Below are 15832 nucleotides of genomic sequence, written 5' to 3' on the forward strand. Positions count from 1 at the left end.
GTTTAACTAACTGGAAGGTGAGTTAGTTTTACTTTATAGGAGTTGTATACATGCCTGAATTTGATAAGAAACAGTGGTTTTTATATCCTGTTTATGTATTGGCATTTTTTGTGTTTGTGCTCATTTCAATTCTCTGTTATTTTCATTTAATTATGGGAATAGCTGCTTTTGTCATTTTTTGTATTGTATTCTTTATCGTTATACGATTTGAACTTAATTTTCAAAGGAATTTCGAAAAGCATACGACAGATATGATTACAAGAGTAAAGAAAGTAAGTAATGAAGCATTTAACCAAATGCCGATTGGTATTTTGTTATACAATAAGGATTATGGGATTGATTGGGCAAATCCTTATTTATCTTCATGTCTGGGACAGCATGCATTAGCTGGATGGCACCTTTACGATGTATCAGAAACATTACTTCTTTTCATTAAAGGAGAAACTTCTGATGATATAGTCTCTTTAAATAATCGAAAGTTTCGCGTTTTTGTAAGGAAAGAAGAAAAGTTAATTTATTTCTTTGATGTAACGGAACAAACAGAAATCGAAAAGATGTACGAGGATCAAAGGACTGTTTTAGCTGTCATCTATTTGGATAATTATGATGAAGTTACACAAGGATTAGATGATCAACTACGTACGAATATAACAAGTCTTGTGACATCACGACTAAATGAATGGGCACTTAAGTATGGTGCATATTTAAAACGTGCATCTTCAGAAAGATTCTTCGTTGTGCTAAATGAAAGTATTCTGACGCAGATGGAGAAAGGGAAATTTAGTATTTTAGATCAGGTGCGTGAAGAAACATCTAAAAGGAATATACCACTTACATTAAGTGTCGGTGTCGGATCAGGTGATTTACCTTTATCAGAGCTTGGAGCAATGGCTCAATCTGGTTTAGACCTTGCGCTTGGGCGTGGGGGAGACCAAGTAGCTATTAAACAAGCGACAGGTAAAGTTAAGTTCTATGGAGGTAAGACAAATCCGGTTGAAAAACGTACCCGTGTACGCGCTAGGGTCATTTCGCATGCGTTAAAGGATTTAGTATTAGAAAGTAGTAATGTCATTATTATGGGGCATAGGGCTCCCGATATGGACGCAATTGGTGCTGCGATTGGTATTTTAAAAGTTGCTCAATTAAATGAGCGTAAAGGATATATTGTGTTAGATGAAAATGATTCCGATAAAGGAATTAAGCGCTTGATGGACAAAGTGAAACAAAATGAGGAGTTATGGTCTCATTTTATTACTCCAGAGCAAGCGATGGAATTTGCAAATGATGAGTCGTTACTTGTTGTTGTCGATACGCATAAACCTTCTATGGTGATGGAGCAAAAACTGTTACATAAAATTGAAAATGTAGTAGTTATTGATCATCATCGCCGTGGAGAAGATTTTATTGAAGACCCATTGCTAGTTTATATGGAACCATATGCTTCTTCAACGGCAGAATTGGTTACAGAATTACTTGAGTATCAACCTAAAAATTTAAAGATGACAATGTTAGAAGCGACGGCATTGTTAGCGGGTATTATTGTCGACACGAAAAGTTTCACGTTCCGGACAGGGGCTCGTACATTTGATGCTGCTTCTTATCTGCGCTCACATGGTGCAGATACTGTACTTGTACAAGAACTTTTAAAGGAAGATATGGATCAGTATTTACGGGTTGCAAAAGCTATAAAAAATGCGTACATTTATAAAAATGGAATTGCGATTGCTAAAGTTGATAGTGATGATTACTACGATCAAGTGCTTATTGCGCAATCAGCAGACACGTTATTAACGATGACAGGGATTATTGCATCATTTGTTGTTGCAAAACGTGGCGAGAATCTCATTGGAATTAGCAGCAGATCTTTAGGTGAAGTGAATGTGCAGCTAATTATGGAAAACTTAGGCGGTGGCGGGCATTTGACGAATGCAGCCACACAAATGAAAAATGTTACAGTAGATGAAGCTGAGGAGAAGCTTCGATTTGTTATTGATGACTATTTACAGGGAGGCACACAATCATGAAAGTAATTTTTCTAAAAGACGTAAAAGGTAAAGGTAAAAAAGGAGAAGTAAAAAACGTACCGGATGGCTATGCAAATAACTTCTTACTAAAACAAGGATTAGCTGCTGAAGCAACAAATAGCAGTATGAAAACTTTAGAAGCTCAAAAGCGTAAAGAAGAAAAAGATGCAGCAGCAGAGCTTGAAAATGCAAAAGAGTTAAAAGAGACTTTAGAGAAATTAACTGTAGAATTAAAGGCGAAATCTGGAGAAGGTGGCCGTTTATTTGGTTCTATCACAAGTAAACAAATCGTGGATGCAATGCAAAAATCACACAAAATTAAGCTTGATAAACGTAAATTTGAAATGGACGATGCAATCCGCGCGTTGGGTTATACAAACGTTACTGTGAAATTGCATCCACAAGTAACAGCAACAGTAAAAGTTCATGTTAGTGAACAATAAAAATAAATTAAGCAAGGAGGATTGCGTATGAGTGATGTACTTGCTGATCGTACCCCTCCGCATAATATAGAGGCTGAGCAGGCGGTTTTAGGGGCCATATTGATTGATCAAGATGCGTTAACTTCAGCATCAGAGTTATTGGTACCTGATTCGTTCTATCGAACGAAACATCAAAAGATTTTTGAAGTCATGCTTGGGTTATCTGATAAGGGAGAGCCGATCGACTTAGTAATGATGACATCAGCAATGGCTGATCAAGGATTACTAGAAGAAGTTGGTGGGGTTTCTTACTTAGCAGAGTTAGCAGAAGTTGTGCCAACTGCAGCTAACGTAGAATATTACGCACGCATCATCGCTGAAAAGGCGCTTTTACGTCGTTTAATTCGTACGGCAACTCATATTGTATCGGATGGATACGAGAGAGAAGATGATGTAGATGGTCTTTTAAATGAGGCTGAGAAAAAAATATTAGAAGTATCCCATCAAACGAATGCAAAAGCATTCCAAAACATTAAAGATGTTCTTGTAGATGCTTATGACAAAATTGAACTTTTGCATAATCAAAAGGGTGAAGTTACTGGGATACCAACTGGGTTTACTGAATTAGATAAGATGACAGCAGGTTTCCAACGAAATGATTTAATTATCGTGGCAGCACGTCCATCAGTAGGGAAAACGGCATTTTCATTAAATATCGCACAAAACGTAGCGACGAAAACGGATGAAAATGTAGCGATTTTTAGTTTGGAGATGGGTGCCGACCAGCTTGTTATGCGTATGCTTTGTGCAGAAGGGAATATTGATGCACAAAGACTTCGTACTGGTTCATTAACTTCTGATGATTGGGCAAAGTTAACAATGGCAATGGGGAGTCTCTCGAATGCTGGTATATATATTGATGATACGCCAGGTATTAAAGTAAATGAGATTCGAGCAAAATGTCGTAGATTAAAGCAAGAACAAGGTCTTGGTATGATTTTGATTGACTATTTGCAGCTTATTCAAGGAAGTGGGAAATCAGGAGAAAACCGTCAGCAGGAAGTATCAGAGATTTCTCGTACCTTAAAAGGGATCGCACGTGAATTGCAAGTGCCTGTTATTGCTTTATCACAGTTATCTCGTGGTGTAGAATCTCGTCAAGATAAACGCCCGATGATGTCTGATATTCGTGAATCTGGAAGTATTGAGCAGGATGCCGATATTGTAGCTTTCCTATATCGTGAAGACTACTATGATCGAGAAACGGAAAACAAAAATACAATTGAAATTATTATTGCAAAACAGCGTAACGGTCCAGTAGGTTCAGTGGAACTTGCATTCGTCAAAGAGTTCAATAAGTTCGTTAACTTAGAACGTCGTTTTGAGGATGGACATGCTCCACCGGCATAAAGGCAGTATAAAAAAGAAACACATTTCTTATAATAAGATGTGTTTCTTTTTTTTTATAAGAAAGATAAGGCTTTCATAAGTTAAATATATAATTCTTACGAACGAAAAAGTTTTTTTGTGAAAAAATGTTCGCTTTTCGGTTGACTTCTTTTTCGGTTTTGGTACAATTATATTGTTTGAATAGATCGTTTGAAAATTGCGGAGGTGCTTTAATAATGTCTTCAGTAGTAGTTGTAGGAACACAATGGGGCGACGAAGGAAAAGGTAAAATCACTGATTTTCTTTCTGAGCATGCGGAAGTAGTTGCAAGATATCAAGGTGGAAATAACGCGGGACATACAATTGTTTTCGGCGGAGTTAAATATAAATTACACTTAATTCCATCTGGTATTTTCTATAAAGAGAAAATTTGTGTAATCGGAAACGGATTAGTAGTAGATCCAAAAGCATTACTTGAAGAGTTAAAATACTTACACGATCGTGGTGTAAGTACTGATAATTTACGTGTAAGTAACCGTGCACACGTTATTTTACCTTACCACTTAAAACAAGATGAGTTAGAAGAAGCAAGTAAAGGTGATAACAAAATCGGTACAACGAAAAAAGGTATCGGTCCTGCATATATGGATAAAGCTGCTCGTATTGGTATTCGTATGGCTGATCTTTTAGACCGTGAAGCATTTAAAGAGAAGCTTGAGCGCAATTTAGTAGAAAAAAATCGTTTATTTGAAAAAATGTATGATACAGAAGGTTTCACTGTAGAAGAAATTTTCGAAGAGTACTTCGAGTACGGGCAACAAATCGCGCAATATGTATGTGATACGTCTGTTGTATTAAATGATGCATTAGATAATAATCACCGTGTATTATTTGAAGGTGCACAAGGTGTTATGCTTGATATTGACCATGGTACGTACCCATTCGTTACATCTTCTAACCCAATTGCTGGTGGTGTAACAGTTGGAACTGGAGTTGGTCCTGCGAAAGTTACTCGTGTTGTAGGTGTATGTAAAGCATATACAAGCCGCGTTGGTGATGGTCCATTCCCTACTGAGCTTCATGATGAAATTGGTCATCAAATTCGTGAAGTTGGTCGCGAGTATGGAACGACAACTGGTCGTCCACGCCGCGTAGGTTGGTTCGATAGCGTTGTTGTAAGACATGCACGTCGTGTTAGTGGTTTAACGGATCTATCATTAAATTCTATCGACGTTTTAACAGGTATTCCAACTCTTAAAATTTGTGTTGCTTACAAATACAATGGCGAAGTTATTGATGAAGTTCCAGCTAACTTAAACATTTTAGCAAAATGTGAGCCTGTATATGAAGAGCTTCCAGGTTGGGAAGAAGATATTACTGGTGTAAAATCATTAGATGAACTTCCTGAAAATGCACGAAAATACGTAGAACGTGTTTCTGAGTTAACAGGAATTCAAATATCTATGTTCTCAGTTGGACCAGATCGTAACCAAACAAATATTGTTCGTAACGTATACGAAGCTTAATTAATATTTTTTAGAAAAAACTCATGTCCGCATGAGTTTTTTCTTATTCTTTTATAAAAAACGAAAAAAAGTATTGCAATAAATACAGAATACATGTTATAATACATCTTGTCGTCACGAAAATATGACGTTGGTGAGTATGAGCCATTAGCTCAGTTGGTAGAGCATCTGACTTTTAATCAGAGGGTCGAAGGTTCGAGTCCTTCATGGCTCACCATTTTATTTTTCGTGGCCCGTTGGTCAAGTGGTTAAGACACCGCCCTTTCACGGCGGTAACACGGGTTCGAATCCCGTACGGGTCATGTTTTTTTTTGCTTATTTTTGGTCCCGTGGTGTAGTGGTTAACATGCCTGCCTGTCACGCAGGAGATCGCCGGTTCGACCCCGGTCGGGACCGCCACTTTTGTTTATACCACCATTAGTGGTTTTATATATAGTTTTGGCTCGGTAGCTCAGTCGGTAGAGCAGAGGACTGAAAATCCTCGTGTCGGCGGTTCGATTCCGTCCCGAGCCACTCTCAGGATATTAAGTGGGCCCACTTAATATCCTTTTTATTTATGTAATTTTACAAAACTGAGTAGTTATTTTAAAATAGAACGAGGAGCCTCTAGCAGTTGAAGCTAGAGGTTTTTCTATAGATCGTATAGGATGCCGTGTAAAAGTGGATCATACATGAGTCTATGAGAATAGAGGAGAAAATACTTAAACAAAGGATGCGGTCATATAGGACATACTATGTAAACATCAATATGTTTAGGGATTATTGACCATATTTTTATAAGGAGGAAATAGACGATGATGGGAAAGAAAATTTTAGTAGTTGATGATGAAAAGCCGATTGCAGATATTTTGAAGTTTAACCTAGAAAAAGAAGGTTTTGAAATAGTAATGGCGCATGATGGTGATGAAGCAATTGAAAAGGCTAATGAAGAACAACCAGATATGGTTTTATTAGATATTATGCTACCAGGTAAAGATGGCTTAGAGGTTTGCCGTGAAATACGTAAAAGTTCAGAAATGCCGATTATTATGCTTACAGCAAAGGACTCTGAGATTGATAAAGTATTAGGGCTTGAGCTTGGGGCAGATGATTATGTAACGAAGCCATTTAGTACGAGGGAATTACTTGCTCGTGTGAAGGCGAATTTACGCCGTCATCAACAAGGTGGTGCTGCAGAAAAAGAGGAAAATACAGAAATGGTTATTGGACCAATTGTAATTAATCCAAATGCATATAGTGTAACGAAGCGAGAGGAAAACATCGAGCTTACGCACCGTGAATTTGAGTTGCTACATTATTTAGCGAAACATTTGGGACAAGTTATGACACGCGAACATTTATTACAAACAGTTTGGGGTTATGACTATTTTGGAGATGTGCGCACAGTAGACGTAACAGTACGTCGTTTGCGTGAAAAAATTGAAGATAATCCAAGCCATCCTACTTTAATTGTAACTAGACGTGGAGTAGGGTATTACTTGCGTGACCCAGAGCAGGAATAGTATATGAAGAAAGTTGGTTTTTTTCAATCTATTCATTTAAAATTTGTGCTTATATATATGCTATTAATATTAATAGCGATGCAAGTTATTGGAGTGTATTTCGTAAGGGAATTAGAGAAGAGCCTAGTACAAGGTTTTAGGGATTCTTTAACGCAGCAAACAAACTTATTATCATATAATTTGAAGCAAGAGTTTAAAAAAAGTTATACAAAAGCAGAAACAGAGTCAACAGATGAAACGATTAAAACTTCAATTCGAAAATTTGCCTCTGATCAGAAGAAAGTTATACAAGAGGTAAGCGTATTTGATTCGCATAGAAAGTTACTGGCTATTTCAGATGAATCAAAGCAGAATAAGGTGAATCGAACATCAACTGATATAGCTGTTCAGCGAGTGTTAGTACAAAAAAAGCCGGAAGTGAAAATTGAGAAGGATGGTAGTACAGGTCATCGTGTTCAAGTTATGCTTACTCCGATTCTAGATGATAACGGTAAGGATGCGCTTGGTGTTATTTACATTGTGGCATCTATGGAAGATGTATATAAACAAATGAAGGATATAAACCAAATTTTTGCTACTGGAACAGTAATTGCTTTATTAGTAACGGCCGTACTTGGAATTTTATTGGCTCAAACAATTACAAGACCAATTTCAGATATGCGGAGACAAGCAATCGAAATGGCAAAAGGAAATTATTCGAGAAAAGTAAAAGTGCATAGCCATGATGAAATTGGACAACTGGCATTATCCTTCAATAATTTATCAAAAAAATTACAACAAGCTCGTTCTTCTACGGAAAGTGAAAGGCGTAAATTATCATCTGTTTTATCACATATGACAGATGGAGTAATTGCTACTGACCGAAAAGGGGATATTATTTTACTAAATGACCCTGCGGAAAAGATGTTAAATGTTTCTCGTGAAACAGCGCTCGATCAATCTGTTTTAGAGGTATTAGGGATACAGGAAGAATTTACGCTCGATCATTTATATGAAGAGCCAGATTCTGTTTTATTAGATTTTAGTACGAGAAACGAACCATATATTTTACGTGCTAGCTTCTCTGTTATTCAAAAAGAAACAGGGAAGGCAAATGGCTTAATTGCTGTACTATATGATGTAACAGAGCAGGAGCGTATAGAACGGGAACGCCGTGAGTTTGTGGCGAATGTCTCTCATGAATTAAGGACGCCATTAACGACGATGCGCAGTTATTTAGAGGCACTTACAGATGGAGCGTGGCAGGATCCGAATATTGCACCACAATTTTTAACGGTTACACAAGAAGAAACAGAAAGAATGATTAGACTTGTAAATGCGTTGTTACAGCTATCTAAACTTGATAGTACAGAGCACCGTTTAATGAAAGAATGGGTCGACTTTACTGATTTCTTTAATAATGTTATTGATCGCTTTGAAATGTCTAAAGAGCAAAATGTAAGTTTCAAACGATCTTTCTCTAAAAAATCTAGGTTTATTGATATGGATACTGACAAAATTACTCAAGTGCTGTATAACATTATTTCTAACGCATTAAAGTATTCACCAGAAGGTGGAACAGTAACATATCGTTTACGTGATCGCGGTGATTTATTAGAAATTAGCGTAAGTGACCAAGGAATGGGTATTCCAAAAGAAAACGTTGATAAAATCTTTGAACGTTTTTATCGCGTAGATAAAGCTCGTTCAAGACAAATGGGTGGTACGGGACTTGGATTAGCAATTGCAAAAGAAATGATTGAGGCACATGGTGGCTCTATTTGGGCGAAGAGTGAAGAAGGAAAAGGGACAACTATTTATTTCACGTTACCAATGGCAGCAGATGAAGAGGACGATTGGGAATGAGTATGGAAAACTTTAAAACAATAGTTTTAATTAACCTAGTTGTAATTAGCCTATTTCTTACTTTTAACCTATGGACGTATGTGCCAGATTCTACATCCATGCAAAACGCGAAATTTGTACAGGGGAATGAAGGAATGAACCAAACTAAAATTTCCGATGTTGTCCGTCCTACTTCTATCATCGTGCATAAAGATAAAAATCATTATGGGAGCAGAAGAGAGGCAGATATAGAATCAATCTATAAGCCTCTGGAAGTAGGGGAACTACATGATTTTAGAGAGATATCAATCACTAAGGGTGATTTCCTTTCATATGTGCATGGTGAAGGGAAAGTTGAACTGGTTTTCCCTACCGACATCCCATTTGATGCAGTTAAATCCATGTTTAACATGAAAGAGAAGAGTACAGATAAGCCTAAACACTTTAATCGTATTCTCCTCGATCCTTCTCGAAGTAAGGATCAAGAAATTAAAATTAACTTTGTTTCTGATGGTGATAACTTTAAAATATATGAGGCAAAACTAAGTGGTGTGTATTTAAAAGATATTGTAAATGCCCAAAATCAATTTATAGTATCAGCAAAGCCTTATTTTGATTATCAACTCAATGATATGAAAAAGTTATTTTTACCAGATGGAACGACAGAGTTAAACAATATAACATATATTTCATCTAATTTAGCAGTTGATACGTTTAAGAATGCTCTGTTTAGTGATCCTCGTTATTTAAGTCCGATTACCGAGATGTCGAAAGAAACATTTACAGATGGTATTAGATCCATGGAAATTGAAAACGATCGTCACATGCTAAAGTATAAAAACTCTTCTGTCTTAACTGAGAAAACGATAGATAATTTAATGCTTTTACAAAAAAGCTTTGAATTCGTAAGTGGTCACAGTGGGAGTTTGGATTCATATCGTTTGGACTATATGAATAAAGGAGAGACAGTATTTCGTTTAAATGAAGATGGATATTCAGTATTCAATGAAGATGGATTAGCTGAATTGAGACAAATATGGGGATCAGAAGAAGTAATGGAATATGAAAGACCGCTGCTGTCTTTAAATACTAAAGGTATAGAACAGAAGGTTACTCTTCCGTCAGGGCATGTTGTAATAGCATCCCTAGAAAATAATCCAGAGATAAAGAAACAAGTAATTAAGGATATTGGCATTGGATACAAGTTATCACTAGATGGGCAAGTAGTTCGACTACAACCAATTTGGTATGTAAAGCTTGTTGAAGGTGAAACAGGTAAACAGAAAATCTATGAGTGGAGTGAGGGAGGACTAAATGGATTGGGATCGGATTAAAACCATATTTATTGTGACCTTTTTTGTTTTGGACCTCTTTCTCATTTTTCAATTCATTCAAAAGCAAGATAGTAATCAATTGGAGCTTATTGCAGAAACAAAGATAGATCAAGAATTAAAAGCAAACAAAATTACTATGGGGAATATCCCTAAAGAACCGAAAAAAGAGTCGTTTATTAGAGCGGAAAATAAAGCCTTTAAAGAAGAAGATATACAGTCTTTGAAAAATCAAACGGTGCATATACAAAATATGTATAAGATAGAAAGTAAGCTAAAAGAGCCTTTTTTAAATACGAAATCATTATCAAAAGATAAGTATAATGAATTTTTGAAGAACTATGTATTAGATGGACAAAAGTATGAATTTGGAGCGGTGAAAGACTCTAAAATTTATTTCTTTCAAAAATATAAAGATAAGCCTATTTTCTATAATAATCAGGCGATGATTGTTGTGGAATTAAATGAAAAAAATGAACTTGTTTCATATACGCAGACAATGCTAACTGATTTAAAAGAAATGGGCGAAGGTGAAAAAACGAAAGACCAAGAAATTATTACGGCTCAAACAGCTTTAGAAAATTTGTATTTAAAAAATAAAATTCATGGAAATACGCATGTTAAAGAAGCACAAATTGGTTATGCCACTCTTACCGCATCTACTTCTAATAACCAAGTACTTGCTCCAACGTGGAATTTAAAAACGGAGCAGAAGCAGGACTTCTTTGTGAATGCAATTGAAGGACAAGTTATGGAATTAGGGGAAAAGGAAAATCAAGTGGTGGAAGAACATACTGGAGTGAGAAAGAATGGGGTTGCATTTTAGCGTACTTGCAAGTGGAAGTACAGGAAATATGCTATACGTAGGAACCGATGAAAAAAAATTACTAGTCGACGCAGGTTTAAGTGGTAAGGCAACAGAGGCTTTATTTAAACAGGCAGAACTGAATATAAATGATGTATCAGGTATTCTTGTAACGCATGAGCATAGTGATCATATTAAAGGATTAGGTGTATTGGCACGTAAATATGATCTACCTGTTTATGCGAATGAGAAAACATGGAATGCAATGGAACATTTAATAGGAAATATCCCAACTGAGCAAAAGTTCATTTTCTCAGTTGGGGATGTGAAAACATTTGGTGATATTGAAGTCGAGTCATTTGGAGTTTCTCATGATGCAGCAGAACCGATGTTTTATGCTTTCCATAACAATAATAGAAAATTAGCACTTATTACAGATACGGGATACGTAAGCGACCGTATGAAGGGCGTTATTAAGGGAGCTAATGCTTTCGTATTTGAAAGTAATCATGACGTAGAAATGCTTCGTATGGGACGTTATCCATGGAGCATTAAACGACGTATTTTAAGTGACGTTGGGCATGTTTGTAATGAGGATGCTGCATTAGCGATGGCAGATGTAATTACAGATGAGACAAAGCATATTTATTTAGCCCATTTAAGCTTAGATAATAACATGAAAGAACTAGCGCGTATGTCAGTATCACAAGTATTAGAGGAAAAAGGATTTGGAGTGGGTGAATCCTTTGAAATTCACGATACAGATCCAAAAATGCCTACAAAAATTCAATACGTATAATTCTTCATTTTAGTAAACAATAAAGGTGAATATAGTTGTTTTCAGGAAGATAGGTGAACAAATATGTCCTTTATTGATGAAGAAAATTATCGTATGAAACGTGCAGGAAAAAAGAAGCACAAAGGTATAGTTCTTTCTAGTATAGCGGGAACAATTGTAGGAGCTTCTTTATTTGCGTTTGGAGCGCCTTTATTTTCAAATTCTGCTGATACGCTTCCGCAAGCTGAAGCAAGCGGAAGTAATATGGCGGAAGCTCAAGGGATTAAACAGATTAGCTTTGTAGATGCTGTTGATCGTGCATCTGAAGCTGTTGTGGGTGTTATTAACATTCAACGAGATAACTTTTCAGAGGCAGATTCAGAGGCCGGTACAGGATCAGGAGTAATTTATAAAAAGACAGATGGTCAAGCTTATATTGTAACGAATAATCATGTTGTAGCTGGAGCGAATCGTATTGAAGTAAGTCTAAGTGACGGTAAGAAGGTTCCTGGAAAAGTATTAGGAACCGATGTAGTCACAGACTTAGCAGTATTAGAAATAGATGCAAAGCATGTGAAAAAAATAATTGAAATTGGCGATTCTAATACTGTTCGTAGAGGAGAGCCAGTCATTGCGATTGGAAACCCACTTGGGCTGCAATTTTCTGGAACAGTTACACAAGGTATTATTTCAGCTAATGAACGTATTGTCCCTGTAGATTTAGATCAAGATGGACATTATGATTGGCAAGTAGAAGTGTTACAAACAGACGCAGCGATTAATCCGGGGAATAGTGGCGGTGCACTTGTAAATGCAGCAGGACAATTAATTGGTATTAATTCAATGAAAATTGCTGCAAAAGAAGTAGAAGGAATTGGCCTTGCTATTCCGGTGAATAGAGCTGTTCCGATTATGAATGAACTTGAGAAGTATGGAAAAGTAAGAAGACCGTATGTTGGGATTGAACTTAGGTCATTAAATGAAATTCCAAACTATTATTGGTCAAAAACATTACATTTACCAGGTACTGTAACAGAGGGAGTTTGTATTTTGGATGTGAAAAGTCCTTCGCCAGGTGCGGATGCTGGTTTAAGAGAACATGATGTTATTGTGGCGGTAGATGGAAAACCGATTCGCGATATTATTGGATTCCGTATGGCCTTATATGATAAGGAAATTAATGATAAAATGACTCTTACGTTTTATCGTGGTACAAAAAGAGTAACAACAACAGTAAAATTAGGCATTCAAAAGTATTAAAAACAGGAGGGCCTACCTCCTGTTTTCTATTGTAGAAAAGTGAGGCGAAGAAAATGCATTTACCTTGTTGTTTAGAACATGTTGAATTAGCGTTAGATATTATTGTGGATGAGTGTGAAGTTGCGCCAGTTATCAACAATATGGATAACTCAGAAAAAGAGAAAAAAACATGTGAATTTTGTCAAAATGAGGCGACATATGTTGTATCGAACACAGATTCTCACACAATATGTGGGTAGTATTTGTGGATATGTGGATAAGTTTTGTGGATAACATGTTTGTAAGGTGGAGGGTGCGTGTGAATATCTCGATTATTTCAATTGGGAAATTAAAAGAAAAATATTTGAAACAAGGTATAGCAGAATACTTAAAACGATTATCTGCATACGCAAAAGTAGAAGTAATTGAATTGCCTGATGAAAAGGCGCCAGAAAATTTAAGTGAAGCAGAAATGTTAATTGTAAAGGAAAAAGAAGGTATACGTATACTGGATAAAATTTCTGATGACACGCATGTGATTGCATTAGCTATAGAAGGAAAGCAAAAGTCATCAGAAGAATTTGCGGTAAGTCTAGATCGCCTTGCTACATACGGAAAGAGTAAAGTCGCATTTGTAATTGGTGGCTCACTTGGACTAAGCTCAGAAGTGATGAAGCGTTCAAATGAATCACTTTCTTTTTCAAAGATGACATTACCACACCAATTAATGCGATTAGTGTTGCTTGAGCAAGTGTATAGAGCGTTTCGGATTAATCGTGGGGAACCGTATCATAAGTAATGTATTTATGTAAAACACTGATATTATCATATTTATTTTATTATGCCTATAACTGGAGGCTATGTGAATGGTAAGTGTTCAGACGAGATATTCTAGGCTCGCAAATATAACAAAAATAATAAATACAAAATTAGAACTACGTGAAGTATTGCAGCGTGTGACAATGGCAATATCAGAGGAAATTGTTAGGTGCGATGCTGTTGGAATTTATTTACCCCAGGAAGATGGAACATTTAGAGGGTTTGCAGGAAAACCAGAGACTATAAACGGCGTAACGCTTGATACTCAAGTAATTGATCCTGAAATAGACTTACTGGCAAAAGAAGTTATTAAAACGAAAAAACCCATCTATATTCCTGATACCTCAAAGGATCATCGACCGGATCCGAGACCGGTTGATGCATTCAAAATTAAGTCCTTATTAGCTCTGCCTATCTCATTTGGGCAAGAGTTATTTGGTCTGGTTTTTTTATTTGATTATGGAATTCCGATGAACTTAACAGATTCAGAAATTCAAAGTGTTGAAGCTTATGTAAATATGGCTGCGGTTGCAATTCAAAACGCAAATAATTTAAAACAAAAGGAAAGCCTTATTGCTGAGAAGCAGCTATTATTAAATGTTACACATGATTTATCAATGTGTTCCTCGATACAGGAGAGTTTTGATAAATGCTTTTTTTACTTAGAACAGATTTTAGAAAGTAAAAATATGACTGCCCATCTTCTAGATCCGCTAGACAAAACAACAATCAAAACAACGAAATTAAGTAAGGGCTGTGATTGGACAGAAGCGGATTGGACAGAGAAAAGCTATGAAGCCAAGATCCAAGAGGTTATTCAAACAAAAAATATAGATAGTAAGGGTCTATTGATGATTCCATTGGTTTCAATGGGAGAAGTATTAGGGGTAATCGTCGTTGGCAAAGAAGGAAAAGTTCACAATTATGATCATTCTCAACTTCAACTAGCAAAATCTATCGTTGATGCCACAGCCCCTACGTTTTCGAATTTGTTATATATGGATCAACTAGAAAGCATAGTGGAAGAACGAACGAGAGAGCTAGCTGCTGCTAATGAAAAAGTTACAAGTGTGATTGAATGCATTACGGATGGATTTTTTATTTTAAATAATAAATGGGAATTTACGTACGTAAATAAGCACCAATATTTTCCGCAAAGAAAAACAGCAAAAGATGTATTAGGAAAGAATATATGGGATGTTTTCCCGAGTGAAATCGACACAATTATGTATGAGGAATTTCATCGTGCGATGTCAGAGCGAACTACAGTTCATTTCGAATTTCTTTCTACTGCAGATGAATATTGGCACGAAGTTATTGCATACCCATATGATGATGGTATTTGTTGTATTTTTAAAAACATAACGGAAAAAAAGAAATATGAACAGGAATTGAAAAGATTATCCAACATAGATTTAATAGGGCAAATGGCAGCAGGTATCAGCCATGAAATTAGAAATCCAATGACAACAGTACTAGGATTCTTACAGTTATTAAAAGAAGAGAATATCTATGAGAAACATAATAAGTACTTTCATTTAATGATTGAAGAACTTAACCGTGCCAATTCTATTATTACTGAATTTCTCTCAATGGGTAATACAAGGAAATTAGATTTGCAGATGTTAGATTTAAATTCAATTATCCGCGATATTATTCCTTTAATAAAGGTTGATACGCATAATCAAAATAAATATATTCAAGTCGATACAAATGACATTCCGGAATTACTTTTAAATCGTAATGAGATAAGGCAATTATTAATGAATCTATATCGTAATGGTTTAGAAGCGATGAGTACAGGGAAAGTTCTAACCATTAGCACTTACAAAGAAGGTCAAAATTGTGTGGTGCTTGCAGTGCGGGATCAAGGAAAAGGTATCAGGCCTGAAGTATTAGAGAAATTGGGTACGCCATTTTACACGACCAAAGAGAATGGAACTGGATTGGGGTTAGGTATATGTTATGCCATTGCTGCTCGCCATAATGCAAAAGTAGAAATTCAAACAGGATCGGAAGGCACTACTTTTTTTGTTAAATTTGATTATAAAAATAATAAAAAATAAGCTTATTTAGAATAGTTATGATGAACCGTATCATAAATAAATTTATTCTTTGCATATAAAAGGATAAAAAGACCATTGGACAAAAATTACCGATGGTCTTTTAAATA

13 protein-coding genes and 4 tRNA genes are annotated in these 15832 nt (G+C 36.0%); all 17 read left to right on the top strand.

What is annotated here, in order from left to right:
- The first annotated feature begins 50 nt into the window (after positions 1-50).
- Positions 51-2024 carry a DHH family phosphoesterase gene (locus MR143_RS22930; RefSeq protein ID WP_001113785.1) on the top strand — a complete coding sequence of 658 codons (1974 nt, stop codon included), beginning with the start codon at positions 51-53 and terminating at the stop codon, positions 2022-2024.
- Complete coding sequence (rplI, locus tag MR143_RS22935; protein WP_000864228.1) at positions 2021-2467, top strand: 50S ribosomal protein L9; 447 nt, start codon at positions 2021-2023, stop codon at positions 2465-2467. The genes MR143_RS22930 and rplI overlap by 4 nt, the downstream gene beginning before the upstream one ends.
- Before the next feature lie 27 nt (positions 2468-2494).
- On the top strand, positions 2495-3856 hold the full coding sequence (gene dnaB, locus MR143_RS22940) for a replicative DNA helicase (RefSeq protein WP_001286148.1): 1362 nt from the start codon (positions 2495-2497) through the stop codon (positions 3854-3856).
- Positions 3857-4071: 215 nt separating this feature from the next.
- Positions 4072-5361 carry an adenylosuccinate synthase gene (locus MR143_RS22945; RefSeq protein WP_000100238.1) on the top strand — a complete coding sequence of 430 codons (1290 nt, stop codon included), beginning with the start codon at positions 4072-4074 and terminating at the stop codon, positions 5359-5361.
- A gap of 141 nt (positions 5362-5502) precedes the next feature.
- A tRNA-Lys gene (locus tag MR143_RS22950) sits at positions 5503-5578 on the top strand.
- A gap of 13 nt (positions 5579-5591) precedes the next feature.
- Positions 5592-5663 (top strand) — tRNA-Glu (locus MR143_RS22955).
- A 21-nt stretch (positions 5664-5684) separates the two neighbouring features.
- A tRNA-Asp gene (locus MR143_RS22960) sits at positions 5685-5760 on the top strand.
- A 41-nt stretch (positions 5761-5801) separates the two neighbouring features.
- A tRNA-Phe gene (locus MR143_RS22965) sits at positions 5802-5874 on the top strand.
- A gap of 281 nt (positions 5875-6155) precedes the next feature.
- Positions 6156-6863 carry a cell wall metabolism DNA-binding response regulator WalR gene (gene walR / locus MR143_RS22970; RefSeq protein WP_000971865.1) on the top strand — a complete coding sequence of 236 codons (708 nt, stop codon included), beginning with the start codon at positions 6156-6158 and terminating at the stop codon, positions 6861-6863.
- 3 nt (positions 6864-6866) lie between these two features.
- The gene (gene walK / locus MR143_RS22975) at positions 6867-8708 is read left to right on the top strand and encodes a cell wall metabolism sensor histidine kinase WalK (protein WP_000755369.1); all 1842 of its coding nucleotides are present in this window, start codon (positions 6867-6869) and stop codon (positions 8706-8708) included.
- Complete coding sequence (locus tag MR143_RS22980; RefSeq protein WP_061884822.1) at positions 8705-10021, top strand: YycH family regulatory protein; 1317 nt, start codon at positions 8705-8707, stop codon at positions 10019-10021. Before walK ends, MR143_RS22980 begins: the two co-directional genes overlap by 4 nt.
- Positions 10002-10844, top strand: coding sequence for a two-component system regulatory protein YycI (locus MR143_RS22985; protein ID WP_061884821.1), 843 nt, complete (start codon positions 10002-10004; stop codon positions 10842-10844). Before MR143_RS22980 ends, MR143_RS22985 begins: the two co-directional genes overlap by 20 nt.
- On the top strand, positions 10828-11622 hold the full coding sequence (locus MR143_RS22990) for an MBL fold metallo-hydrolase (RefSeq protein ID WP_000522837.1): 795 nt from the start codon (positions 10828-10830) through the stop codon (positions 11620-11622). Before MR143_RS22985 ends, MR143_RS22990 begins: the two co-directional genes overlap by 17 nt.
- Positions 11623-11685: 63 nt before the next feature.
- Positions 11686-12861 (top strand): S1C family serine protease, encoded by a 1176-nt coding sequence (locus tag MR143_RS22995; RefSeq protein WP_199718250.1) that lies wholly within the window; start codon positions 11686-11688, stop codon positions 12859-12861.
- A 53-nt stretch (positions 12862-12914) separates the two neighbouring features.
- The gene (locus MR143_RS23000; protein WP_242280993.1) at positions 12915-13100 is read left to right on the top strand and encodes a CxxH/CxxC protein; all 186 of its coding nucleotides are present in this window, start codon (positions 12915-12917) and stop codon (positions 13098-13100) included.
- Positions 13101-13159: 59 nt separating this feature from the next.
- Entirely contained in the window at positions 13160-13639 is a 480-nt protein-coding gene (gene rlmH / locus MR143_RS23005; protein ID WP_001027003.1) for a 23S rRNA (pseudouridine(1915)-N(3))-methyltransferase RlmH, read from the top strand.
- Between the two features lie 67 nt (positions 13640-13706).
- A complete protein-coding gene (locus MR143_RS23010) occupies positions 13707-15725 on the top strand; it encodes a GAF domain-containing sensor histidine kinase (RefSeq protein ID WP_242280994.1) in 2019 nt (672 codons plus the stop codon).
- Positions 15726-15832 lie beyond the last annotated feature (107 nt).

Source organism: Bacillus cereus group sp. BfR-BA-01347 (genome assembly GCF_022663835.1).
GTDB classification, from domain to species: Bacteria; Bacillota; Bacilli; order Bacillales; family Bacillaceae_G; genus Bacillus_A; species Bacillus_A thuringiensis_K.